Source organism: Halomonas sp. WWR20, from assembly GCF_054602495.1.
The window spans coordinates 373,535-396,435 of sequence record NZ_JBTRHR010000001.1; the positions used below are offsets into that span (position 1 = coordinate 373,535).

22 protein-coding genes and 1 other RNA gene are annotated in these 22,901 nt (G+C 62.4%); 4 read left to right on the top strand and 19 right to left on the bottom strand.

Annotation, left to right across the window (positions count from 1 at the left end):
- Positions 1-58 precede the first annotated feature (58 nt).
- From ACW4DH_RS01725 to rsmI, 14 genes are all read right to left on the bottom strand, one after another.
- Positions 59-784 (bottom strand): cell division protein FtsQ/DivIB, encoded by a 726-nt coding sequence (locus tag ACW4DH_RS01725; RefSeq protein WP_459634620.1) that lies wholly within the window; start codon positions 782-784, stop codon positions 59-61.
- A 6-nt stretch (positions 785-790) separates the two neighbouring features.
- A complete protein-coding gene (locus tag ACW4DH_RS01730) occupies positions 791-1,753 on the bottom strand; it encodes a D-alanine--D-alanine ligase (RefSeq protein WP_459634621.1) in 963 nt (320 codons plus the stop codon).
- Complete coding sequence (gene murC, locus ACW4DH_RS01735) at positions 1,750-3,177, bottom strand: UDP-N-acetylmuramate--L-alanine ligase (RefSeq protein ID WP_459634924.1); 1,428 nt, start codon at positions 3,175-3,177, stop codon at positions 1,750-1,752. Before murC ends, ACW4DH_RS01730 begins: the two co-directional genes overlap by 4 nt.
- A gap of 19 nt (positions 3,178-3,196) precedes the next feature.
- Positions 3,197-4,288, bottom strand: a complete 1,092-nt coding sequence (murG, locus tag ACW4DH_RS01740) for an undecaprenyldiphospho-muramoylpentapeptide beta-N-acetylglucosaminyltransferase (RefSeq protein WP_459634622.1) — start codon at positions 4,286-4,288, stop codon at positions 3,197-3,199.
- On the bottom strand, positions 4,285-5,466 hold the full coding sequence (gene ftsW / locus ACW4DH_RS01745) for a putative lipid II flippase FtsW (protein ID WP_459634623.1): 1,182 nt from the start codon (positions 5,464-5,466) through the stop codon (positions 4,285-4,287). The genes murG and ftsW overlap by 4 nt, the downstream gene beginning before the upstream one ends.
- The gene (gene murD / locus ACW4DH_RS01750) at positions 5,460-6,863 is read right to left on the bottom strand and encodes a UDP-N-acetylmuramoyl-L-alanine--D-glutamate ligase (RefSeq protein WP_459634624.1); all 1,404 of its coding nucleotides are present in this window, start codon (positions 6,861-6,863) and stop codon (positions 5,460-5,462) included. Before murD ends, ftsW begins: the two co-directional genes overlap by 7 nt.
- Before the next feature lie 68 nt (positions 6,864-6,931).
- The gene (mraY, locus tag ACW4DH_RS01755) at positions 6,932-8,014 is read right to left on the bottom strand and encodes a phospho-N-acetylmuramoyl-pentapeptide-transferase (protein ID WP_459634625.1); all 1,083 of its coding nucleotides are present in this window, start codon (positions 8,012-8,014) and stop codon (positions 6,932-6,934) included.
- A 9-nt stretch (positions 8,015-8,023) separates the two neighbouring features.
- Complete coding sequence (locus tag ACW4DH_RS01760) at positions 8,024-9,388, bottom strand: UDP-N-acetylmuramoyl-tripeptide--D-alanyl-D-alanine ligase (protein WP_459634626.1); 1,365 nt, start codon at positions 9,386-9,388, stop codon at positions 8,024-8,026.
- Entirely contained in the window at positions 9,385-10,887 is a 1,503-nt protein-coding gene (locus tag ACW4DH_RS01765; RefSeq protein WP_459634627.1) for a UDP-N-acetylmuramoyl-L-alanyl-D-glutamate--2,6-diaminopimelate ligase, read from the bottom strand. The genes ACW4DH_RS01760 and ACW4DH_RS01765 overlap by 4 nt, the downstream gene beginning before the upstream one ends.
- On the bottom strand, positions 10,884-12,599 hold the full coding sequence (locus ACW4DH_RS01770; RefSeq protein WP_459634628.1) for a peptidoglycan D,D-transpeptidase FtsI family protein: 1,716 nt from the start codon (positions 12,597-12,599) through the stop codon (positions 10,884-10,886). The genes ACW4DH_RS01765 and ACW4DH_RS01770 overlap by 4 nt, the downstream gene beginning before the upstream one ends.
- Positions 12,596-12,925, bottom strand: coding sequence for a cell division protein FtsL (gene ftsL / locus ACW4DH_RS01775; protein WP_459634629.1), 330 nt, complete (start codon positions 12,923-12,925; stop codon positions 12,596-12,598). The genes ACW4DH_RS01770 and ftsL overlap by 4 nt, the downstream gene beginning before the upstream one ends.
- Positions 12,926-12,933: 8 nt before the next feature.
- Positions 12,934-13,890, bottom strand: a complete 957-nt coding sequence (rsmH, locus tag ACW4DH_RS01780) for a 16S rRNA (cytosine(1402)-N(4))-methyltransferase RsmH (RefSeq protein WP_459634630.1) — start codon at positions 13,888-13,890, stop codon at positions 12,934-12,936.
- Positions 13,891-13,920: 30 nt separating this feature from the next.
- An RNA gene (rnpB, locus tag ACW4DH_RS01785) (RNase P RNA component class A) lies at positions 13,921-14,275 on the bottom strand.
- 35 nt (positions 14,276-14,310) lie between these two features.
- A complete protein-coding gene (rsmI, locus tag ACW4DH_RS01790) occupies positions 14,311-15,168 on the bottom strand; it encodes a 16S rRNA (cytidine(1402)-2'-O)-methyltransferase (protein WP_459634631.1) in 858 nt (285 codons plus the stop codon).
- Positions 15,169-15,441: 273 nt separating this feature from the next.
- Between rsmI and ACW4DH_RS01795 the strand changes: the two genes are divergently transcribed.
- From ACW4DH_RS01795 to ACW4DH_RS01810, 4 genes are read left to right on the top strand one after another with little or no spacing between them, the layout of a single operon-like run.
- Positions 15,442-17,226: a penicillin-binding protein activator gene (locus ACW4DH_RS01795; protein ID WP_459634632.1), complete on the top strand. Its 1,785-nt coding sequence runs from the start codon at positions 15,442-15,444 to the stop codon at positions 17,224-17,226.
- On the top strand, positions 17,210-17,581 hold the full coding sequence (locus ACW4DH_RS01800; RefSeq protein ID WP_459634633.1) for a YraN family protein: 372 nt from the start codon (positions 17,210-17,212) through the stop codon (positions 17,579-17,581). Before ACW4DH_RS01795 ends, ACW4DH_RS01800 begins: the two co-directional genes overlap by 17 nt.
- Before the next feature lie 23 nt (positions 17,582-17,604).
- Positions 17,605-18,198 carry a phosphoheptose isomerase gene (locus ACW4DH_RS01805; RefSeq protein ID WP_459634634.1) on the top strand — a complete coding sequence of 198 codons (594 nt, stop codon included), beginning with the start codon at positions 17,605-17,607 and terminating at the stop codon, positions 18,196-18,198.
- A gap of 5 nt (positions 18,199-18,203) precedes the next feature.
- A complete protein-coding gene (locus tag ACW4DH_RS01810; RefSeq protein ID WP_459634635.1) occupies positions 18,204-18,761 on the top strand; it encodes a BON domain-containing protein in 558 nt (185 codons plus the stop codon).
- Here ACW4DH_RS01810 and ACW4DH_RS01815 read toward each other — a convergent pair whose 3' ends face one another.
- From ACW4DH_RS01815 to petA, 5 genes are all read right to left on the bottom strand, one after another.
- Entirely contained in the window at positions 18,762-19,256 is a 495-nt protein-coding gene (locus ACW4DH_RS01815) for a ClpXP protease specificity-enhancing factor (RefSeq protein WP_459634636.1), read from the bottom strand.
- Between the two features lie 50 nt (positions 19,257-19,306).
- Positions 19,307-19,933, bottom strand: a complete 627-nt coding sequence (sspA, locus tag ACW4DH_RS01820; protein WP_459634637.1) for a stringent starvation protein SspA — start codon at positions 19,931-19,933, stop codon at positions 19,307-19,309.
- Between the two features lie 175 nt (positions 19,934-20,108).
- Positions 20,109-20,879 (bottom strand): cytochrome c1, encoded by a 771-nt coding sequence (locus ACW4DH_RS01825; RefSeq protein WP_459634638.1) that lies wholly within the window; start codon positions 20,877-20,879, stop codon positions 20,109-20,111.
- Positions 20,879-22,138 (bottom strand): cytochrome b, encoded by a 1,260-nt coding sequence (locus ACW4DH_RS01830; protein WP_459634639.1) that lies wholly within the window; start codon positions 22,136-22,138, stop codon positions 20,879-20,881. The genes ACW4DH_RS01825 and ACW4DH_RS01830 overlap by 1 nt, the downstream gene beginning before the upstream one ends.
- The gene (gene petA / locus ACW4DH_RS01835; RefSeq protein ID WP_459634640.1) at positions 22,138-22,734 is read right to left on the bottom strand and encodes a ubiquinol-cytochrome c reductase iron-sulfur subunit; all 597 of its coding nucleotides are present in this window, start codon (positions 22,732-22,734) and stop codon (positions 22,138-22,140) included. The genes ACW4DH_RS01830 and petA overlap by 1 nt, the downstream gene beginning before the upstream one ends.
- Between the last annotated feature and the right edge of the window lie 167 nt (positions 22,735-22,901).

Below are 22,901 nucleotides of genomic sequence, written 5' to 3' on the forward strand. Positions count from 1 at the left end.
ATAGGAAACCGTCAGGCCGCGAATCATGGGCATTGGCGTTAAAAAAGGCTGAAGCCGATCATTCTTCAGAGACTGACGCCTCTGTCTCGCCATGCCAGGCGACAGCTACACCATTTGGATAGCGAAGATCAATGTAGCGAATCTGCGACGCCTGATTTCCCAGCTGACGCTGCCAGGCAACATTGAAACGTGCAAGGCGTGCATCGCGGTCATTGCGGCCGAGCATGACCCAGACGCCATCATTGACCTGAAAACGCCACGCGCCACGCGCCTCAAGCCGCAACTGGGTCACCGATAGGCCCAATTCATCCAGACGATTGCGCAACGTGTCCAGATAGGCCAGAACCTCCGGACCACTGCCCTCGGGACCGGAAAGATCGGCCATGCGCTGGTCGAGGCGGGTGACCGGCCCGGCGAGAAATGCTTCACCACGCGGATTCAGCAATGCATCGTCATTCCAGCGCGCCACGGGCACTTGCTCGAAGAGTTCGAAGCGCAAGGTATTGGGCCATTCGCGCGAGACCCGCACTTCGGACAGCCACTCGATGTCGCGTGCCCGCCGGCGCACTTCCCCCAGGTTCACCGACAACCAGCTCTCCCCACTGACCAGGGGCGCGAGATGCTGCTGGAGATAGGCCGCGCTGACATAATGCAGCTCGCCACTGATCGAGACACGTTCAATGGGCCGGTCCAGCCAGAGCCAGAGCGCACGGCCTCCGGCCCCCAGCAGAACAGCGATCAGAATCAGCCCCAGCAGGGTGCTCCGCAGCCCCGAATCGGTCATCGAGCGTCAATCCTCGAAGGCGGTGTCGAGAATACGCAACACCAGTTCGTCAAAGTCGATCCCGGCATGCGCAGCCGCCTGGGGAACCAGGCTGTGATCCGTCATCCCCGGCACGGTGTTGACCTCGAGCAGCCAGAAGCTCCCCTGAGCGTCGCGCATCACGTCGACCCGTCCCCAGCCCGCGCCCCCTACCGCCTCGAAGGCGTCACGGCTCAACTGCCCAAGCTGCGTTTCCTCGCGCTCACTCAGCCCGCACGGCAGCAGATAACGCGTCTCATCGGAATGGTATTTGGCCTGGTAGTCGTAAAAACCGCTGGGCACTTCCACGCGTATTGCCGGCAAGATGCTGTCGCCCAACAGCGACACGGTATATTCCGGCCCGGAAATGAACCGTTCCGCCATGACCGCGGCATCGAAACGCGCTGCCTCGCGATAGGCACTCTCCAGGGCGTCCTGACTGTCGACGATGCTGATCCCGAGCGTCGAGCCCTCATGCACAGGCTTGACCACCATGGGTAGCCCCAACGTTTCTACCACCCGTGACCATTCGGTGGTTTCGCTCAGTGTCAGGCTCTCGGGCGTGGGCAGGCCATGCGCTTGCCACATCCGCTTGGTGCGCTGCTTGTCCATGCCCAGCGCCGAGGCCAGCACGCCGCTGCCGGTATACGGGATATGCAGCAGTTCAAGCGCGCCCTGTAAGGTACCGTCCTCACCGCCACGCCCGTGCAGGGCGATAAAAACCCGGTCCGGTTCCAGCGCTTCCAGCCCGGTCAGACCGCCAGCCGCGAGGTCGAAGCTACGGGCATCCACACCACTGCGTAACAAGGACTTGAGTATCGCGCTGCCGCTGACCAGCGACACCTCGCGCTCGGCGGAGTCACCCCCGAACAGCACTACCACGCGACCATAATCTCGACGTGTCGGGGCACTGACCGCCGGAGAGGACGGGGTCTGGGATGCTGCGCTCATAGCGTTACCTCATTCAGCTTCAATCCGCTTCCGGCCAGTTTCAAGGCGATGCCGCCCACATCGCCGGCTCCCTGAGTGATCAGGATGTCACCGGGGCGCAGGACGTTACGCAAAAGTTCAGGCAGTTCCGCCTTGTCCTCGACGAACAGGGGATCGACTTGGCCACGATGGCGCACGGAACCGGCCAGGGTACGCCCTTCGGCCCCCGGAATGGGCGCCTCGCCAGCACTGTAGATGTCCAGCAGCAACAGCGTGTCGACGCCCGACAGCACACGCACGAAATCCTCATAGAGATCGCGGGTGCGTGTGTAGCGGTGAGGCTGGTACATCATGACCAGGCGACGCTGCGGCCAGCCGGCACGCACCGCACGGATAACCATCTCCACCTCGCGCGGATGGTGGCCATAGTCGTCGACCAGCATGACCTCGCCTTCCCCGCCAGGCGCCGGGAAATGGCCATGCACCTGAAAACGACGCCCTACGCCGGCGAACCCTGCCAGCCCTCTGACAATCGCTTCATCCGCGAGCCCCGCATCGGTCGCCACGGCAATCGCCGCCAGCGCGTTCAGCGCGTTGTGCTCGCCGGGCATATTCAGGCGCACCTCGAGCGGCGCATGCCCCTCCGGGCGCAACGCGGTAAAGCGGATCTCACCGCTTTCCTGCACGAAGTCATCAATACGGTAATCGGCATCCGTGCTGAAGCCGTAAGTGGCGAACTGGCGCTGAACCTGTGGCAGCAGGGAGCGCACATTGTCATCATCGATACACAGGATGGCCATGCCATAAAAAGGCAGGTTGTGCAGGAACTCGATGAACGTATCCTTTAAGCGCCCGAAATCCCCCCCATAGGTCGCCATGTGATCGGCATCGATGTTGGTGATGACCGTGGTCATGGGCTGCAGGTGAAGAAACGACGCATCGGACTCATCGGCTTCGGCGACCAGATACTCCCCTTCGCCGAGCCGTGCATTGGTTCCGGCACTGGTCAACTTGCCACCGATCACGAAAGTCGGATCGAGTCCGCCCTCTGCCAGCAGCGTCGAGGTCAGGCTGGTGGTCGTGGTCTTGCCGTGCGTGCCGGCAATCGCGATACCATGGCGAAAACGCATCAACTCGGCGAGCATCTCGGCGCGCCGAACGATCGGGATCCGATGTTCCCGCGCCCAGGCGGTTTCGGGATTGTCACTATCGACTGCCGTGGAAACCACGACCACATCGCAGCCGTAGGCATTTTCCGCCGCGTGGCCAATGGCGATGCGTATGCCGCAGTCCCGCAGATGAGCGGTGACCGAAGACCTCCTGAGGTCGCTGCCGCTGACCTCGTACCCCTGATTGCACAACACTTCGGCGATGCCACACATGCCGGCACCACCGATCCCCACGAAATGGATACGGCGAATGCGGCGCATGCCCAGCTTCGACATTTGCGGGCGCGCTACGTTGCTATCGGTCAAAAGCTATCTCCATGCATCCGGACACCATCTGGACGACTGCGTCGAGCCGCGCGCAGGCGCGGGCCGAAGCCGCCATGCTGGCGAGAGTATCGGGTTCGAGAAGCGCGGCGAGCGCTTCGGCCAAAGTAACGGGATTCATCGACGACTGCGGCATCAGATGCGCCGCCCCGGCGCTGACCAACTGCTGAGCATTGACGGTCTGATGGTCGTCCACCGCATGGGGAAACGGTACCAGCAAGGCGGGCTTGGCGGCGGCGGCCAGCTCGGCAATGGTCAATGCGCCCGCCCGACAGACGATCAAGTCGGCCCAGGCATAGGCGTCGGCCATGTCGTCGATGAAAGCACTGACGTCGGCCTCTACGCCGGCCCGACGGTAAGCGTCTCGCGTGGCATCATCCTTGTCGCGCCCCGCCTGGTGGCGAACCACCGGCCGCGCCGCGACAGGCAAGCGAGCCAGCGCTTCGGGCAGGGTCTCGTTGAGCGACTGCGCCCCCAGCGAGCCCCCCATGACCAGCAGCCGCAGCGGACGTGTCCGCATCTGTTCAGCCTGACGCGGCACCTCCCCCAGGGCGGCGATCTCGTCGCGCACCGGATTGCCGATGACCACGGCATCACGTGCCTTGAAGGCACCGGGAAAGGCGGCGTAAGCGCGCCGAGCCAAGCGTGCCAGCCACTGATTGGTCATGCCGGCGACGGCATTCTGTTCATGGATGATCAGCGGACGGCGCATCAGCCAGGCCGCCAAGCCGCCGGGACCGCTGGCAAAACCGCCCAGTCCGACCACCAGTTGGGGATCGAAGTCGCGAATGACCCGGCGCGCCTGCATGACGGCACGTCCCAGACGATAAGGCGCCTTGAGCCAACCCGCCGCACCATTGCCACGCAAGCCGGCGATATCGACACGATGCAGGAGAATCCCCGCCGCCGGTACCAGGCGGTTCTCGATGCCCCTCGGACTGCCCAGCCACTGCACCTCCACCCCCTGCGCCATCAAGCCTCGCGCCAGCGACAGGGCGGGAATGACATGCCCCCCGGTACCGCCGGCCATGATCAGGGCCCGGCGCTGTGTGTGTTCGCTCACTGAGGCTCTCCCTGGGGATGTTTGGGCTTGACCGGCGTTCGGCCGCGCACCCGTTGTCGCGTTTCGGCATCGACACGCAACAGCAGCGCCACCATGATGCCGCTGACGACCAGGCTCGAGCCGCCATAGCTCAGTAGCGGCAATGTCAGCCCCTTGGTCGGCAGCATACCGGTGCTCACGGCGATATTGATAAAGGCCTGGGCCCCGAATACCAGCGCGATACCGTAACTGAGATACGCGGCGAACGGCAAACCGGCGAGTTCGGCCTTGCGCCCGATCCGAAAGCCGCGAAACACTAAAATCGCGAACAGCATGACCACGCCGACAGCACCGATCAGCCCCAACTCCTCGGCAAGCACGGCAAAGACGAAATCGGTGTGCGCTTCGGGCAGGTAAAACAGTTTCTGAACGCTATTGCCCAGGCCCAGACCCAGCCAGTGCCCGCGGCCAAAGGCGATCAGCGCCTGAGTCAGCTGGTAGCCGGTGTCGAACTGATCCGCCCAAGGATTGGCGAAGCTGGTAATCCGTTGCATGCGGTAGGGTTCTGAAATCGCCAGGAATACGGCGCCGGCCACGACAACGATCAGCAGCAGTCCGAAACGCCACAGCGGCGCCCCCGCCAGTAACAGCATGCCCATCATGCAGCCGGTCATGACCACGACGGCGCCATAGTCGGGCTCGAGAATCAATAACACGCCGAACACCGCCATGATCAGTAACGGCCGCAGGAAAGCGCCCCAGGCACGCCGAACCTGAGGCAGATAGCGCTCGAGATACCCCGCCAGATACACGATCAGACACAGCTTGGCCACCTCGGAGGCCTGCAGGTTAGCGATGCCCAGCGGAATCCAGCGCTTACTACCGTTCACCTCGCGCCCCACCAGCAGCACAGCGATCAGCAGCGCGACCCCCAGCAGCAGTAGCGCAGGACCATTATCGCGCCAGCGAGCCAGGGGCACGCGCAGCATGACCAGCGCCGCCCCCAATGCAAGCAGCACGAAGACGCCATGCCGGAAGCTGAAGTAGAACGGATTGCCGGTGAGTCCGGTGGCAATCTCGGTAGACGCAGAAGTCACCATGACCCAGCCGATCAGCAGCAGCGAAAGCGCCGACAACACCAACCAGCCATCGGTGGGCTGATGTCGGGTGGAGAGTCGCGCGCTCCAGGTATTCAGCATGCCGGCACTCCCTGATCCCAACCTTGAGCGTCGAGCCAACGGCGAAACGCCTCACCGCGGGCCATGTAATTCGGAAACTGGTCGAGACTGGCGCAAGCCGGCGACAACAGCACGCAGTCGCCGGGACGCGCAATCTGCTCGGCACGCGCCATGGCAGCGGGTAGATCGGCGACATGGGTAATAGCGACAGAGTCCTTAAGCGTCTTGGCCATGCGCGGCGCATCGGCTCCGAACAGCACCGCTTCACGAGCATAGCGGGCCAGAACGGGCGCCAGCGGCGCGAAATCCGCGCCCTTGCCCATCCCCCCCGCGAGCAAGACCAGCTTGCCTTGCAGCGTTGGGCCCAAGCCGGTAAGCGCCGCCAGGGTGGCAGCGACGTTGGTGCCCTTGGAATCGTTGATCCAGCGCACGCCCCCATGCTCGACGATCAGTTCGCCCCGATGCGGCAAGCCTGCGAAACGTTCGAGCACGCCGCGCATCGCCGCAAGCGGCAACCCCAGATGCGTCCCCATCGCCAGGGCCGCCAATGCGTTGGCCTGATTGTGGCGTCCAGGCAGACGTACCGCGTGCGCCGGCATCAGGGGACGTTCGCCATGCATCAGCCAAGGTTCGCGCTCCGGCCTTGCCAGATGGCCGTCAGGCTCGCCAATGCCCCACTCCCCGGCCCGGGGCGGTTGTGTGGTAAAAGCGTCCACCGGTATCTGGGTATCCTCGGGCCAGGTCAAGCGATCCTCGGCGTTGACCACGGCGTGCCGCGCCCCATTGAAAATGCGCTGCTTGGCACGCCGATACCCCGCCATGTCGCCATGTCGGTCCAGATGATCCTCGGACAGATTGAGAAACGCGACCGTCTCGGCGCCTAGCCAGGGCGTGGTTTCGAGCTGGAAGGAAGAGAGCTCGAGCACGAACAGTTCGGCATCGGGATGCTCGGCCAGCAGATCCAGTGCCGGCGTGCCCAGGTTACCGCCCACCGCAACACGCAGCCCCGCTTCACGGGCCATCTCTCCCAGCAGCGTGGTGACGGTGGACTTGGCGTTGGCGCCGGTGATAGCCGCGACCGGAGCCTGACACTCACGCCGGAACAGAGCGATTTCGCCGACGATACCCGGGCCGGCTGAATCCACCTCTTTCACGCTCAGTTGTTCCAGGCCCGGCGTGAGGGGATCCACCCCCGGACTCAGCACAACCTCATGCACCTGGTGGAGATCGAGTGAGGTGAGCGGACCGCAATGGATCTCGATTTGCGGATGCTCGGCACGAAACGCCTCCAGCCCCGGGGGTTGGGGGCGAGTATCGGCCATCATGAAGGGCGTCCCCTGGCGCTGCAGGTGCCGGGCAATGGCCCGTCCCGAGACACCCAGCCCGACTACCAGCGTATATCCGCGCGGCACTCGCATGTCACCTCCCTCAAGCATCGTCGCGGCCGGCCTGCGCCACGCCGCCATTGTCTTTGGCGCAGATAGCCTCAGCGGATTTTGAGTGTTGCCAGCCCCATCAGCACCAGCACCACCGTAACGATCCAGAAGCGCACGATGACGCGCGGCTCCGGCCACCCCTTGAGCTCGAAGTGATGATGCAGCGGGGCCATGCGGAAGATACGCCGTCCGGTCAGCTTGTACGATCCGACCTGAAGAATGACCGACACGGTTTCCATGACGAACACGCCGCCCATGATGAACAGCACGATTTCCTGGCGCACGATGACTGCCACCACACCCAGGGCCGCGCCCAGCGCCAGCGCCCCGACATCGCCCATGAACACCTGCGCCGGGTAGGTGTTGAACCACAAAAAGCCCAGCCCGGCGCCGGCGATGGTACCGCAGAATACCGCCAGCTCGCCCGCGCCCGGCACCATGGGTATATGCAGATACTCGGCGAACACCACATTGCCACTGGCATAAGCGAACACCGCCAGGCCCAGCGCCACCATCACGGTAGGCATGATCGCCAGACCATCGAGCCCATCGGTGAGATTCACCGCGTTGGAACTGCCGACGATGACCAGGTAGGTCAGCACGATATAAAACAGCCCCAGTTGCACGACGACTTCCTTGAACAGCGGCACGATCAGGCTGGTTTCGACCGGGCTGGCCGCCGTGAAATAAAGGACGATCGCCGCCCCGAGCCCGAACACCGATTGCCAGAAATATTTCCAGCGCGCCGGTAACCCGCGCGGATTCTTCTCGACGACCTTGCGATAGTCATCCACCCAGCCGATGGCGCCAAAGCCCATGGTCACGGCCAGCACCAGCCACACATAGTGATTGGTCAAGTCCCCCCAGAGCAGTGTGCTGACGCCGATCGCCATGAGAATCATCGCGCCGCCCATGGTGGGTGTGCCGGCCTTGGAGAGATGCGATTGCGGTCCATCGTCGCGTACCGCCTGGCCGATCTGGCGCTCGACCAGGCGCCGGATCATGAGCGGTCCCAACCACAGGCATAACAGCAAGGCGGTCAGTGTGCCGAGAATGATGCGCAGGGTCAGGTAATTGAAAACGTTAAAGGCGCTCTGGTACTGCGCCAGCAGTTCAGCCAAAAAAAGCAGCATGTGTCGCGTTCACCTTGAAGTCTCTGCACGCAGTTCGGCTACCAGACGTTCCATGCCGGCACTGCGCGACCCCTTGACCAGCACGCTGGCTCCCGGGGGCAGAGAGTCGCGGGCATAGCGCGTCAGCGCCGCCCAATCATCGAAATGACACCCGCCTTCGCCGAAGGCTTCGGCCGCCGCTCGTGCCGGCGCACCAAAGGTGCCGAGAAAGTCGATCCCCAGTTCCCGTGCGGCACGCCCCACCTCGGCGTGCAATTGTTCGCTTTCCGCGCCCAGTTCCCCCATCGCGCCCAGGAAACACCAGCGCGGCTCCGGCATGTCGGCGAGCGCCTGCATGGCGGCCCGCATGGCGCCGGGGTTGGCATTATAAGTATCGTCCAGCACCCATGAGCCCCGGAGTCCCTGCAGCCGCGAGAGACGCCCCTGCAATGACCGGCAGGACTCGAGCCCGTCAACCACATCCTGTTGCGAAACGCCCAGTGCCAGCGTCGCCGCCGCTGCCGCCAGGGCATTGAGAACGTTATGACGCCCCAGCACCGCAAGGCGTATCCGCTGAGCTTCACTGCCCTCAACGACAAGCGTGAAAGCATAACGCCCCTGCGCGTCGCAGGCCAGATTACAGCCCCGCACGCGCGCCGCCGCCGAGAATCCGAAATCGACAACCTCACGCTGGCCGGCCAGCGCCCGCCATAGTGGATAGAAACGATCATCGCGGTTGAGCACCGCGATGCCGTCATCATTCAATCCCGCCAGGATTTCCGCCTTGGCCTGGGCAATCTGTCCCATGCCGCCGAACTCCCCGACATGGGCGCCGGTAACGTTGGTAATGACCGCTACACGCGGGCGCGCCAGCATGGCGGTCCAGGCGATCTCACCCAGATGGTTGGCGCCCAATTCGATCACCGCGTGCCGGTGTTCCTCGCCCAGCCCCAGCAACGTCAGCGGTGCGCCAATGTCATTGTTGAGATTGCCCTGCGTGGACAGCACCGACGATGACCGGCGCAGGATGGCCGCGATCATCTCCTTGACGGTCGTCTTGCCGCTGTTGCCGGTCACCGCGATCAGTTCTCCCGCCCATTCCAGGCGCTGCGCACGGGCCAGCAGACCCAGCGCCAGACGGGTATCGGGCACCACTATTTGCGCCAGAGCATCCGCAACCGGACGCGACACCACCGCGGCCACCGCCCCGGCATCGCGCGCCTGAGCGAGAAAGTCGTGGGCATCGAAACGCTCGCCGACCAGCGCGACAAAGACGTCTCCCGGCCCCACCTTGCGAGTATCCGTAACGACACGCGCGACTTGGGCATTACCGGGCGAGACTGCTCCCAGAGCGGCGGCCACCGCATCCACACTATTCAGACGTCGCCGACTCATGCGTTCGTCTCCCGGCTCGCAAGCGCGAGCGCAACGACCTGCTGATCGGAAAACGCATGGCGAATGCCGGCGATCTCTTGATAATCCTCATGGCCCTTGCCGGCCACGAGCACGATATCGTCCGCCCCGGCCTCGTGCAGGACCCGTTGCAATGCCGCTTCCCGCCCCTCTACGCACCACGCCGCGTCTCTTGCTTCGGGTGACAGCCCCGCAAGAATCTGTTCGCGAATCGCTGCCGGCGTCTCGCTGCGCGGATTGTCGTCGGTGATCACCAGTTGATCGGCCAGCGTCGCAGCCGCCTGCGCCATCAACGGGCGCTTGCCGGCGTCACGGTCCCCTCCGCAGCCGAACACACACCACAAGCGTGCGCCCGCGTGGCGCGGCAAATGCTCGCGCAATGCTTCCAGCGCGTTACGCAAGGCATCCGGCGTATGCGCATAATCGATCACCACCGTGGGGGCGTCGGCATGGCTCAGGCTCTGCATGCGCCCCGGCACCGGCGCGAGGTGGGATGCCGCGTCGAACACTGCATCGAGCGACTCCCCCATGCCGTAGAGAATAGCCATGGCCAGCAGGGCATTGTCGAGATTGAAGCGCCCCAGCAATGCCAGCGTGAGTTCCCGCTCGCCTTCCGGCGTGGCGATCAACGCCTGCTGCCCCGCGGCATGCGGCCACCAGTCGATGACCCGCAGCGTCGTCGCCTCCGCTTGTCCGGTCGCCAGCACACGCACCCCGGGCTTGAGACCGGCGAGCATCAGACGCGACAGGGGATCGTCACCATTGACCACCGCCAGCGTCAGCTCCTCGCGCCGAAAGAGACGAGCCTTGGCCGCCGCATAAGCGGCCATGCTGGCATGGTAGTCGAGATGATCGCGGCTCAGATTGGTAAACGCCGCCACCTGTAACCGGCAGCCTTCGATACGCTCCTGGTCAAGGGCGTGAGATGACACCTCCATCGCCACGCGCGTCACCCCCTGTGCGGCCATGCTGCCCAGCATGGCTTGCAGTTCGAGCGGCCCCGGCGTGGTCTGCTTGCCCGGCGTCAGCCGGCCAGGGCGGCCATACCCCAGGGTTCCCACCACACCGGCCGGCGCTCCCAAGGCTTCGGAAAGCGCCGCGATATAGTGGGTGACCGAGCTTTTGCCATTGGTCCCCGTCACGCCGATTAACGCCAGCGTCTCCGGCACGGCAAACAGGTGGCGCCCCAACTCGCCCAGCGAGGCCCGCAGCCCTGGCAATGCCAGTATGCGGGGCTCGCTGCCATCTCCGGTTTCACCGTCACACAGCACGCCGGTCGCACCGGCGGCCAGCGCCGTAGCGGCATACTCGCGTCCATCGCGATGAATTCCGGGCACGGCGATGAAGACGTCGCCCGCCTGTACCTCGCGACTGTCCACGACCAGGCGCACGCTGGCCGTTTCTGCCAGCCATGTCGGGATCTCCGCGTCCGGCCATAGGCGGCGAATCGCGTCAGCGAGAGCGTGTGCGCTCGTATTCATGAAGAGGTCTCCCTTGAATCCGGCGGCACATCCAGCAGACGCAGCGCCTTGCCCACCACGCGAGCGAAGACCGGAGCCGCCACCAAGCCACCGTAGTATTCCTGCCCCTTGGGGTTATCGACCATTACCACGGTGACGATGCGCGGATCGGAGGCCGGCGCAATGCCGGCAAACAGCGAACGGTACGCCGTTGTCTGGTATCCGGCCTTCGTGACCTTGCGCACGGTGCCGGTTTTGCCCGCAATACGGTAACCGGGCACCATGGCGTGCGAGCCGCCGGCACCGGGCTGTACGATCTTCTCCAGCATGCCCAGCAGGTTATGGGCGATCTGCGCGGACATGACCGGCTCTCCTGCAGGGGGCGAAGAGAGCTTGAACAGAGAGGGCGGCAGACGCTTGCCATCATTGGCGATGGCGGTATAGGCACTGGCCAGCTGCAGCGGCGACACCGCCAACCCATAGCCGTACGACATCGAGGCGCGCTTACTGTTCGACCAGTTATAGGGCGTCGGCAAGCTGCCGGTGGTTTCGCCGGGAAAGCCGGTTCCCGGGGCCTGCCCCAGCCCGAGGGCATGATATTGGTTCCAGATGGCGTCCTCGGGGAGTTGCAGCGCCACCCGCGACATGCCGATATTGGAGGAATGCAGCAGGATACCCCCCATATCGAGCTTGCCGTAGTTGCGGAAGTCGCGAATGGTAAACCCATCGACACGCATGTAGCCGGGAGAGGTATCGACAACGGTTTCGGGCGAGAACTTGTCGGTGGCCAGCGCCGCCGACATCGCCAGCGGCTTCATGACCGAACCGGGTTCGATGCCGTCGGTAATCGCCTGGTTGCGCAACCCACGCACATCCAGCCCGGTCCGATTGTTGGGGTTGTAGGACGGCAGGTTGGCCATCGCCAGCACTTCGCCGGTATGCGCGTCCATCATCACCAGCGTGCCGCCGTCGGCGTCATGTTCGGAAACCGCCGCCTTGAGCTCACGATACGCCATGTACTGCAGGCGCAAGTCGATCGCCAAGCTGAGATCCTTGCCCGGGCGGGCCTCCTTGATCAGGTGCAGGTCCCGCACTAGCCGCCCCTTGCGATCCTTGAGCACGCGGCGCTTGCCGGGCTGGCCGGCGAGGAAATCGTTATAAGCCAGCTCGATCCCCTCCTGGCCACGATCATCCACGTTGGTCACACCGACCAGTTGGGCGGTTACCTCGCCCGAGGGGTAATATCGCTTGTACTCATTCTGGGCATAGACGCCCGGCAGCTGTAGATCGAGTACCGGCTGCGCGGCAGCGGGCGTCAGCTGACGGCGCAGGAACATGAACTCATGATCGGCATAACGTGCGATGCGGGCGTTGAGTTCATCGGGGTCCACTTGCAGCGCACGTGCCAGCACCATGCGCTGGATGGGATCTTCGGGCAGTTCCTGAGGATTGGCCCATAGCGTCACCACCGGCGTGGAAATGGCCAGGGGGTCACCATTGCGATCGGTCACCATGCCGCGGTGGGCGCCGATGGTCTCGACACGCAGCGTGCGGGCATCGCCCTGGCCCTGCAGGAAGCTGCGATCGATGACGTGCAGGTCGACGATGCGTCCCACGAGAACCGCGAGAGCGGCCAGAATCACGATCAGCATGAACACATAGCGCCCACGCCCCAAGGGCGCGTCAGGCGCCGCGGATCTGGCGGTCGCCGCACGCCGCGCGTCGCTAGTCATGGACGAATCACCTCGACTTGCGTGACATCGGGTACATACATCTCGAGGCGCTCGGTGGCGAGACGCTCGACACGCGACGGGGACGACCAGGTACTCTCTTCCAGCAGCAACCGCCCCCACTCGGTCTGCAACTGGTCCTGTTCATGCTCGAGGCCCTGCAGGCGGGCATACTGGACCCGCGTCAGATGGGAACTGGTAATCACCGCCACCGCACTGGCCAAGGCCACCACAATCAGCAGCAACAAGGCGATATGTCGCCAGTTCGGGCGTACGGCAAACGGCCAGTTACCCATCCATGAGTGCGAATGTCCTGTCTGGGCAGCCATGGGATTCCTCAGGCGATCTTCTGGGCGATACGCATCACGGCACTGCGCGCCCGTGGATTCTCGTCGACTTCGACGGGCCCCGGACGCTGCGCCTTACCTACCGCGACCAGGCGCTTGTTGAGCTGGTCCTCGCGAATCGGCATGCCCCGCGGCAGGTGCGTATCACCGCGAGCCTGATCACGGATGAACCGCTTGACTCGACGGTCTTCCAGCGAATGGAAGCTGATCACCACCAGCCGTCCCCCCGGCATCAACGCCTCGAGCGCCGCGTTCAACGCCGCATCCAGTTGCTCGAGCTCGCCATTGAGATGGATGCGGATTGCCTGGAAGACGCGGGTTGCGGGGTGTTTGCCCTTCTCCCAGGCCGGATGCGCCGCCTTGACCAGCTCGGCGAACTCCACGGTCCGCAGCAGCGGCGCCTGGCGACGCCGCTCAACGATGACCCGTGCAATACGCCTGGCGTAGCGCTCTTCGCCATAGGTCTTGAAGACATCGGCCATCTCGCGCTCATCGACACGGGCCAGCCACTCGGCGGCACTTTCGCCCTGACTGGGGTCCATGCGCATGTCCAGCGGTCCATCGCGCAGGAAGCTGAACCCGCGCTGCGGATCATCGAGCTGCGGCGACGACACGCCGATATCCAACAGCACGCCCGCGAGCTGGCCATGCACGCCCTGTTCGCGTGCCAGATCGCTCAGCGCAGCGAAAGCGGCGTGATGAATGGAGAAGCGCGGATCGACAATCGATTGCGCCTCGGCCAGCGCCGCGGGGTCGCGATCGATAGCCAGCAGGCGCCCCTCGGGCGCCAGACGCTCGAGAATTGTCCGCGAGTGGCCGCCGCGCCCGAAGGTGCCGTCGAGATAACATCCCCTCGGATCCTGAACCAGCGCCTCGACTGCGCCCTCGAGCAGCACGCTGGCATGACGATAGGCGGGGGCACTCGAAGCATTGGAACGGTGCGACATGAATCACTCAGACAAAGGAAAATAGAAATGGATGGGAGCCGGCCGGTAAGCCGGGTTCTGTCGTGGACAGTCATTCCTCTAGGAGCCGCGTCACCACGGCCCTCAAGCAACCTACCCGAACCCAGTGCGGGCCACACCGATGGGTTCCTATTTGGTCTTGCTCCAGGTGGGGTTTACCTTGCCACGCACTGTTACCAGGCGCGCGGTGCGCTCTTACCGCACCCTTTCACCCTTACCGGCAGCTTGCGCTGCTTAGGCGGTCTACTCTCTGCTGCACTTTCCGTCGGCTCGCGCCGCCCAGGCGTTACCTGGCACCCTGCCCTATGGAGCCCGGACTTTCCTCCCCCGCAGTCGAAACTGCAGCGGCGACTGTCTGGCCTGCTCCCAAGCGCGCAAGAATAACAGTCGCCCGCCGACCTCTCAAGCGCCATTCTTGAGCGACAGCGCCCGCTGGTACCAAAGGTTCTTGCGCCCTCCCAGCACCTGGGTGGCGATGGCCGCCGCCGGCTTGACGCCGACACCCTCGGCAAGCAGTGCCGCCAGCAATACGTCGGCCTGCACCGTCTGGGCCGCCTCCTGCGATTTTGCTGGCGCCCCGGCCACCATGACCACAAACTCGCCCCGCGCCTGATCGGGATCCTCCTGCATGCGCTCGAGCAACTGCGCGGCGTTGCCGTCGAGAAAGGTTTCGAAGGTTTTGGTCAGCTCGCGCCCCAGGACGACGCGTCGCTCCCCGAAGACCTCGGCGAGGTCCCCCAGGGTATCCTTGATCCGATGCGGCGATTCATAGAAAACCAGGGTTTCCTCGCGCTCGACGCGAGCCGCCAGTGCATGGCGCCGCGTCCCGCGCTTGGCGGGCAGAAAGCCCTCGAAAGTGAATCGATCAGTTGGCAACCCCGCCGCCGACAATGCCGCGATCAAGGCACAGGGGCCGGGAATCGGCACGATACGATGCCCGGCCTCACGCAGGGCGCGCACGACGACGAAGCCGGGGTCGGAAATCAAAGGGGTCCCGGCGTCGCTGACCAGCGCCACCCGCTGCCCGGCCTCGAGATGCTGTTTCAGGCGCTCGACACGCGAGGCTTCGTTATGCTCATGCAGGGACAGCATGGCGCATTCGACGCCCAGATGGCGCAGCAGCCGGGCGGTATGCCGGGTATCCTCGGCGGCCACCAGATCGACTTCAGCCAGCACCCGAGCAGCACGCGGGCTGAGATCCTCGAGATTCCCAATCGGTGTGGCAACCACGTACAATACGCCTTCAAACGACTCGGTCATGGGATAACATCCGGATAATCAGATTCGAGGGAACCGCCAGGCTTAGCAGTGACTGGGCGAGCCTTGGTCTGACGAACAGCGCCCGCGTGTGGAGGAACGGTTTGCAACATAGCCTAAAACGACACCAAACAGTGCATCAGCGATAGCGTGACAGCCCATAACGATGAAACAGGAACCGGCGCCAAATCGTCGAAGTCAGGCGCCGGCGTTCTCGGTCGCCCCGCGAATCAGGCGCAGCGAACTCGAACTCCGCCAAACATAGGAAATGACATTATGCGCAAATCGCTGCGAAGCCTGGCCGGAATGTTCATGGCCGCCCTGCTCTTGGGCGGCTGTGCCAGCCAGCCGGGGCTCCTCGAACCGTTCAAAGGCCCCGGCGCGGAAGAACTGCTCGCTCAAGCGGAGAATCAAACCGGACAGCAAGCCGCCCAGACCCGCCTGCAGGCGGCGGACATCCTAGCACGTCAGGGGAACGACGCGCAGGCGCTAGAAGTCGCGACACACCTCGATGCTCGTCAGCTGAGCGAGGCGGACCAATTACGGTGGGCGCTACTGCTTTCCGATGTCGGCCTCCGCCAGGACGACGCCCGGAGCGTTATTCAGGCAACGCAAATCCTTGAAAGCGATCTCGAGATTCCCTTACGCGACGCACAGACCCTACGATATCGCCGTGGGGTGGCGCTGAGCATGGTCAATGAGCTGCAGGCCTCGCTACAAACGCTGGTGGCCTTACAGCGCGATAACGCACCTTTCGAACTTAACGATGCCATCTGGAAAGGGCTGTCACGTTTGAATACCGACCGCCTTGCGTCACTGGAGCTAGGCTCGGACTCGTTGGCCCAGGGCTGGATCGAGCTGGCGCAGATTTATCGGCGCAACGATAGCGACCTCAGCCGTCTCTTTCGCGCTATCGACGAGTGGCGCAGCCGTTATCCCAACCACCCAGCGGCACGGCGTCTGCCAGCCGATCTGGCGGCCCTGCGCGATCTGCGGGGCAGTGAAGTCAGGCACATTGCCGTGTTTCTCCCTGAGTCGGGCCCCTTGGCCAACGTGGCCAGCGCCATCCGCAACGGCATCCAAACGCGCCATATGAACGCCTTGAATCAAGGCGAACAGACACCGCAGATTACCTACTACGACACCCGCCAAAACGCGCTGGATGCGCTTTATGCGCAGGCCGTCATGGACAGCGCCCAGGTCGTCATCGGCCCTCTCGACAAGACTGAGGTCACCCAATTGGAGACCCGGTCGCATGTACCGCTGCCTACGCTGGCACTCAATTACGGCGAAACCCCGCACAACCAGGCCAGCCAACTTTACCAATACGGTCTGTCCGCCGAAGACGAAGCTCGCCAGGTCGCTCAGCGGGCACGTCTGGACGGTCACCAGCGTGCCGCCATCCTGGTGCCCGACAACGACTGGGGCGCTCGCGTGCAGGATGCCTTCCGTCACGCCTGGGAGACCCAGGGTGGGCAGATCGCCTCGGCCGTCAGCTATGACCCCAAGGCGTCGGTGGCCAGTGCGGTGCAGTCCCTGCTCGGTGGCAAGGGCAACCAGAGAGGGATCGACATGCTGTTTCTGCTCGCCTTGCCCAGCTACGCCCGCCAGGTTCCTCCCACGCTGGATTACTACTACGCCAGCGATTTACCGATTTATGCTACCTCACATCTGTATGAAGGTCGCCCTCAGCCGCGCGTGGATAGCGATCTTGACCAGGTACTCTTCGTCGAGATTCCCTGGCTGATTCCGGATGCTGCAGCCGGCGGCGAAGATACGCTGCCTTACGCCACCAGCTATCGCGAACTGCAGGATGACGTCGAGCCAGGCATACTCAAACTCAACGCGATGGGTGTGGACGCCTATGAGCTGGCCCGTCGACTGCCGCTGCTCGAATCGATGCCCAACAGCGAAGTCTTCGGCGCCACCGGCCGCCTCGAGGTAAGCGCTGACGGACGCATCCGCCGGACCCTGCCCTGGGCCCAGTTTCAAAATGGTATCCCGCAGCCGCCGCTTATCGAGATCCAGCAATTGAACACCGCTGATGCCCCGTCACGCTAACCCACGCGCTTTCGGCGAAGCCGTCGAAAGCGCCACCGCCGATTGGTTGCAGCAACGGCATGGCCTGGTGCCAATCAGCCGCAATCAACATGCGCGAGGCGGGGAGCTGGATCTGATCATGCGCGATGGCGAACAACTGGTGTTCATCGAGGTTCGCCATCGCACCAGCACGCGTTACGGACATCCGCTGGAAACCGTCACCGCGGCCAAACAGCGCCGGATCATTCTAGCTGCACGTTTTTATCTGCAGCGCAACGGGCTATCATGCTCCTGCCGATTCGATGTCGTTGGCGTCACCGGTACGCCTCCCGAACTGACATTCGACTGGATACGCGCCGCCTTTGATGCTTTTTGACCGCCACCTGAACAAGGCCCGCCATGGATTTTCAAGAACGTATTCTTGACCATTTCAATGCCAGCGTTGATACCAAGACCTATGCCAGCGAAGTGCTGCCACCTTTCATTGAGGTCGCCAGCCAGATGATGGTTCAATGCTTGGTCAGTGAAGGCAAAATTCTCGCTTGCGGCAACGGCGGCAGTGCCGGTGACAGCCAGCATTTCTCCTCGGAGCTGCTCAACCGCTTCGAACGTGAGCGCCCCAGCCTCCCGGCGATGGCGCTTACCACGGACACCTCGACGCTGACTTCCATCGCCAACGATTACAGTTACAACGAGATTTTTTCCAAGCAGATCAGGGCGCTGGGCCAACCGGGGGACATTTTGCTGGCCATTTCCACCAGTGGAAACTCCGCCAATGTCATCCAAGCCATTCAGGCCGCCCATGATCGCGACATGAGCGTGGTGGCCCTGACGGGAAGGGATGGAGGCAACATGGCCTCCCTGCTCGGCCAGGAGGACTGCGAAATCCGCGTTCCCGCCACGTCTACGGCCCGCATCCAGGAAGTTCACTTGCTGGTGATTCACTGCCTGTGCGACCTGATCGATCAACAGCTTTTCGGCAGTATCGAGTGATGATTATGAAAAAAGCCTTATCTGTTTCCGCCACCCTGAGTCTGTTGCTAGTGCTGGGTGGCTGCGCCAACACCCCATCGGCGCACGAAGACTATGGTACGCGTACCTTGGGTATGCAGGTCGAAGATGAAAGCATCGAAAGCAAGGTGTACAACAACCTCATTCAGACCGACGCCCGCTTTCGCGACGCGCGCATCAGCGTCGACAGTTATAATGGACGGGTGTTGCTGACCGGACAGGTGGCCAGTGAGGAATTGAAGACACAAGCGGGCCAGATCGCTGAACAGGTTCGCATGGTGCGGCAGGTCTACAACGAACTGGCTGTTGCCGCCAATGCACCGGTCGGCCAGCGCATGACGGACACCTGGCTGACCACCAAGGTAAAAACCCAGTTGGCCAGCGATGAAAGTATCGATTCGGGACGCATCAAGGTGGTAACCGAAAACAGTACCGTTTATCTGATGGGGCTGGTCAACCACCAGGAAGCTGAGCGGGTCGTGAATGCCGCCTCCCAGGTGGGCGGCATTCAACGTATCGTCAAGGTCTTCGAATATCTCGACTGACTATTTTACGACCCGCAGCGACGGGCGCCCCTTCTTCTCCGGGGCGCTCTCGCCATCCTCTTCCACGTTATCCGGCGATGTATCGTCGGCACTCTCGCCACTCCCGTTACGCTCTTGAGTCTCGACACCCTCGAGGTTGGGCCGCTCGTTATCGTGCTCAGAGGACGCATCATGGCCCGGCATGACCGGTTCGTGACCGAACACCATACCCACCCCGTTCTCACGCGCATACAGCGCGATCAATGCTTCCATGGGCACTACCACCTGCATGGGCTGACCACCGAAACGTGCGCCAAACATCACCGCGCTGTTCTCGATGGCAAAATCACGCACCGCACTGGGCGCCACGTTGAGTACTATCTGACCATTCTGTACAAAACGTCGAGGCACCTGAACTCCTTCACGTTCCGCATCCACCACGATGTACGGGGTGTGGTCGTTATCCAGCAGCCATTCATACAGGGCCCTTGCCAGATAGGGACGACTGGAAAGCATATCGTATCCTCCTTGTCCACCAGCATGACAGTATAGGCGTCATGCCTGGCTCAGGAACGCATTTCCCGCTCAGCTTCCAAGAGCGAGGCCTTGAAAGACTCGCGACTGAAGAGGCGCTCCATGTAACTCATCAGCGGCTTGATCTGTTTCTCGGGCAGCTCGATGCCCAGCGCGGGTAGACGCCACAAGATTGGCGCGAGACAGCAATCGACCAGAGAGAACTCCTCGCTCATGAAGTAAGGCATATCCTCGAAGATAGGCGAGATACCCGCCAGGCTTTCGCGCAGCTCCTTGCGTGCCTTTTCGGCGTCCTTCTTGGCCCCCTGCTGGATGACCTCGATCATCGGCGACCATTCGCGCTCGATGCGGTGCATCCAGAGGCGGCTCTGCGCACGAGCCACCGGATAGACCGGCAACAGCGGCGGATGCGGGAATCGCTCATCGAGATACTCCATCATCACCTTGGACTCATAGAGCACTAGCTCACGATCCAGCAGCGTCGGCACGCTGTTATACGGATTGAGGTCCGCAAGCTCTTCAGGGCGGTTCGACTCGGATATCTCGATGATATCAACGGCTACCCCCTTTTCCGCCAGCACGATACGCACGCGATGGCTGTAATGATCATCGCTGCCGGAATAGAAGGTCATCGACGACCGCTTGGCCACTACACCCATGAAATCTTTCCTCGCATTGGTTCAAGCCATGATGATAACACGACACACTTGGCGCATTGCGCTCTTGTCGTCTGAGTGAGCGATACACAAACGCTGCCCCCAAAGCGCCACACAGTAAACACACAAAGGCGTACGGCCCGAACAGCCGTACGCCTTTTACCTTCCGACTACGCCGTCAGTGAACGTCGCGCCAGTACTCACGCTTGAGCAGATAGGCGATTACACCAAAGATGACCAAAAAAATCAGCACTTTAGGCCCTAAAGACTCTGCTTTCAATCTAGAGGGCTCGCCAACATACGCCAAGAAATTGGTCAGATCATATGCCGTCCGCTCAAACTCTTCCGGCTCCATCTGCCCCGGCTCGGTCACCTGCAAGACGTTACACGACTTGTAAAGCCCCGATAGCGGGTCCAGCTCTGCCTCAGGCATCGCCTTTGTGGTGCTGGCACAGACGATCTCCTGGACCCCCTGCAACGGTTCCAGCACGTTGGGCATTCCGACATCGGGGAATACGGCGTTATTGACGCCCCATGGACGGTCGGGATCGCGATAGAAGCTCTGTAGATAAGTATAAATCCAGTCCGTGCCGCGCAGACGCGCCTCCAGAGTCAGGTCCGGCGGCGGCGCACCGAACCAGTTGGCGGCGTCTTCGGCATGCATGGCGTTGCGCATCTGGTCGTTAAAGGCCAGATCCTCGGAGAAAATCAGGTTTTCCGTCACCAATTCCTGAGGGATATCCAGATCCTCCGCAGCACGCGCGAAACGCTGATACTGCAGGGAGTGGCATCCCATGCAGTAATTGACGAACATCTTCATCCCACGCTGCAGAGAGGCCTGATCATGCAGATCGGGGGTCATGCTTTCCAGATGGGCATGACCACCTTCCGCGGCCAGCGCAGAAAAGGGCACCAGTGCGAACAACAGTGCAAATAGTCGCTTTTTCATTAGCCAGTCACCCTTTTCGGAACGATTTTGGTCTTCTCGAACCTGGTGTAGAACGGCATCAATACGAAAAAGGCGAAATACACCAGTGTGGCGATCTGGGCAATCAGCGTCCGGGTTCCGGTCGCCGGCAACGTGCCTAATACTCCCAGCACCACGAAACTGACTGCGAACAGCAGCAGCATCAGCTTTGAAATCCAGCCCTTGTAGCGCATGGAGTTGACCGGAGAACGATCCAGCCACGGCAGCACGAACAGGATCGCAATAGCGGCCCCCATCACCACCACGCCCCAGAACTTGGAATCGAGGCCGAGGAAGTCGAAGGTCACCGCACGCAACATGGCGTAGAAGGGCGTGAAGTACCATACCGGTGCGATATGTTCAGGCGTCTTCAGCGGATTGGACGGCTCGAAGTTGGGCTGCTCGATAAAGTAACCGCCCCCCTCGGGGAAGTAGAAAATCACTACGCAGAAGACGAACAGGAAGACGGCGACCCCGACGATATCCTTGACGGTGTAGTAAGGATGGAACGGAATGCCATCAAGCGGCTTGCCGGCTTCATCCTTCATGGCCTTGATGTCGATACCGTCGGGGTTGTTGGACCCCACCTCGTGCAGCGCAATCAAGTGAAGCACCACCAGGCCGAGAATCACGATAGGCAATGCCACGACATGCAGCGCGAAGAAGCGGTTCAGGGTAATTCCGGAAATCAGGAAGTCGCCACGCACCCATTGGGAGAGGTCGTCTCCGATGACGGGAATCGCGGAAAACAGCGAGATGATGACCTGCGCGCCCCAGTAGGACATCTGCCCCCAGGGCAACAGGTAGCCCATGAAGGCTTCGGCCATCAGCGCCAGATAGATACACATGCCGAAGATCCACACCAGCTCGCGCGGCGCCTTGTAGGAACCGTAGAGCATGGCCCGGAACATGTGCAGATAGACCACCACGAAGAAGGCCGATGCTCCGGTGGAATGCATGTAACGGATCAGCCAGCCGTACTCCACATCACGCATGATGTATTCGACGGAGGCAAAGGCCCCTTCGGCGCTGGGATTGAAGCTCATGGTGAGCCATACCCCGGTCAATAACTGATTGACCAGCACCAGCATGGCCAACGAGCCGAAGAAGTACCAGACATTGAAATTCTTCGGGGCGTAGTATTCGGCCAGGTGTTCCTTCCACATCTGGGTGGCGGGGAAGCGATCATCGACCCAGCGCATGAAGCCTTTTTCCGCCTTAGCGCGATTCGGATTACCCATCAGGCCGCCTCCTCGTCTTCACCGACAACAATGATGTTGTCGCTATCGTATCTGTGTGGCGGAACTTCCAGATTCAGCGGAGCAGGTACGCCGGTGAATACGCGCCCAGCCAGATCGTAGCGCGAGCCATGGCAGGGGCAGAAATAGCCGCCCGGCCAGTCGCCGCCGAGATCGGCAGCTCCCGGTTCGGGGCGGTACGTCGGTACGCAGCCAAGGTGGGTGCAGATACCGATAAACACCCCGACTTCGGGCTTGATCGAGCGTAGCGGCCCGCCGGCATAGGCCGGTTGTTGCGCGGCCTCGGAGTCAGGATCACGTAGCTGGTCGGGGTCGATACTCTGAGTCTGCTCAATCATTTCCGGGCTGCGCTTGAGCACCCAGATTGGACGTCCACGCCATTCGACGGTCACCTGCTGCCCATCGTCCAGCTTGGAAATATCCGCCCTTACCGGAGCGCCAGCGGCCAATGCCCTGGCACTTGGCTGCCAGGAAGCCACAAAGGGGACCGCCGCCCCGACAGCGCCCACCGCACCGACTACGGTAGTGGCACCAACGAGGAAACGGCGTCGCCCTTTGTTTACGCCGTTGTTTGTCATTCTTTGGTTTCTCCAGTCAACTTACCGGATGCGCAAGCCGACGCACGCCCGGATACAAAATGCTGCTCATGGTAAGGAAATTATGGTAAGAAAACGCGCCTATCAAAACAAGACGAAGCCGCCGTTCCTGCAGCGGCAAGCTTGACACAAGTCATTGAACGCTCATA

Excerpts from the sequence above, each read along its gene's own strand:
- ACW4DH_RS01725 (WP_459634620.1), bottom strand. The coding sequence starts at position 784 with ATGACCGATTCGGGGCTGCGGAGCACCCTGCTGGGGCTGATTCTGATC.
- ACW4DH_RS01730 (WP_459634621.1), bottom strand. The coding sequence starts at position 1,753 with ATGAGCGCAGCATCCCAGACCCCGTCCTCTCCGGCGGTCAGTGCCCCG.
- murC (WP_459634924.1), bottom strand. The coding sequence starts at position 3,177 with ATGTCGAAGCTGGGCATGCGCCGCATTCGCCGTATCCATTTCGTGGGG.
- ftsW (WP_459634623.1), bottom strand. The coding sequence starts at position 5,466 with ATGCTGAATACCTGGAGCGCGCGACTCTCCACCCGACATCAGCCCACC.
- murD (WP_459634624.1), bottom strand. The coding sequence starts at position 6,863 with ATGCGAGTGCCGCGCGGATATACGCTGGTAGTCGGGCTGGGTGTCTCG.
- mraY (WP_459634625.1), bottom strand. The coding sequence starts at position 8,014 with ATGCTGCTTTTTTTGGCTGAACTGCTGGCGCAGTACCAGAGCGCCTTT.
- ACW4DH_RS01760 (WP_459634626.1), bottom strand. The coding sequence starts at position 9,388 with ATGAGTCGGCGACGTCTGAATAGTGTGGATGCGGTGGCCGCCGCTCTG.
- ACW4DH_RS01765 (WP_459634627.1), bottom strand. The coding sequence starts at position 10,887 with ATGAATACGAGCGCACACGCTCTCGCTGACGCGATTCGCCGCCTATGG.
- ACW4DH_RS01770 (WP_459634628.1), bottom strand. The coding sequence starts at position 12,599 with ATGACTAGCGACGCGCGGCGTGCGGCGACCGCCAGATCCGCGGCGCCT.
- ftsL (WP_459634629.1), bottom strand. The coding sequence starts at position 12,925 with ATGGCTGCCCAGACAGGACATTCGCACTCATGGATGGGTAACTGGCCG.
- rsmH (WP_459634630.1), bottom strand. The coding sequence starts at position 13,890 with ATGTCGCACCGTTCCAATGCTTCGAGTGCCCCCGCCTATCGTCATGCC.
- rsmI (WP_459634631.1), bottom strand. The coding sequence starts at position 15,168 with ATGACCGAGTCGTTTGAAGGCGTATTGTACGTGGTTGCCACACCGATT.
- ACW4DH_RS01795 (WP_459634632.1), top strand. The coding sequence starts at position 15,442 with ATGCGCAAATCGCTGCGAAGCCTGGCCGGAATGTTCATGGCCGCCCTG.
- ACW4DH_RS01800 (WP_459634633.1), top strand. The coding sequence starts at position 17,210 with ATGCCCCGTCACGCTAACCCACGCGCTTTCGGCGAAGCCGTCGAAAGC.
- ACW4DH_RS01805 (WP_459634634.1), top strand. The coding sequence starts at position 17,605 with ATGGATTTTCAAGAACGTATTCTTGACCATTTCAATGCCAGCGTTGAT.
- ACW4DH_RS01810 (WP_459634635.1), top strand. The coding sequence starts at position 18,204 with ATGAAAAAAGCCTTATCTGTTTCCGCCACCCTGAGTCTGTTGCTAGTG.
- ACW4DH_RS01815 (WP_459634636.1), bottom strand. The coding sequence starts at position 19,256 with ATGCTTTCCAGTCGTCCCTATCTGGCAAGGGCCCTGTATGAATGGCTG.
- sspA (WP_459634637.1), bottom strand. The coding sequence starts at position 19,933 with ATGGGTGTAGTGGCCAAGCGGTCGTCGATGACCTTCTATTCCGGCAGC.
- ACW4DH_RS01825 (WP_459634638.1), bottom strand. The coding sequence starts at position 20,879 with ATGAAAAAGCGACTATTTGCACTGTTGTTCGCACTGGTGCCCTTTTCT.
- ACW4DH_RS01830 (WP_459634639.1), bottom strand. The coding sequence starts at position 22,138 with ATGGGTAATCCGAATCGCGCTAAGGCGGAAAAAGGCTTCATGCGCTGG.
- petA (WP_459634640.1), bottom strand. The coding sequence starts at position 22,734 with ATGACAAACAACGGCGTAAACAAAGGGCGACGCCGTTTCCTCGTTGGT.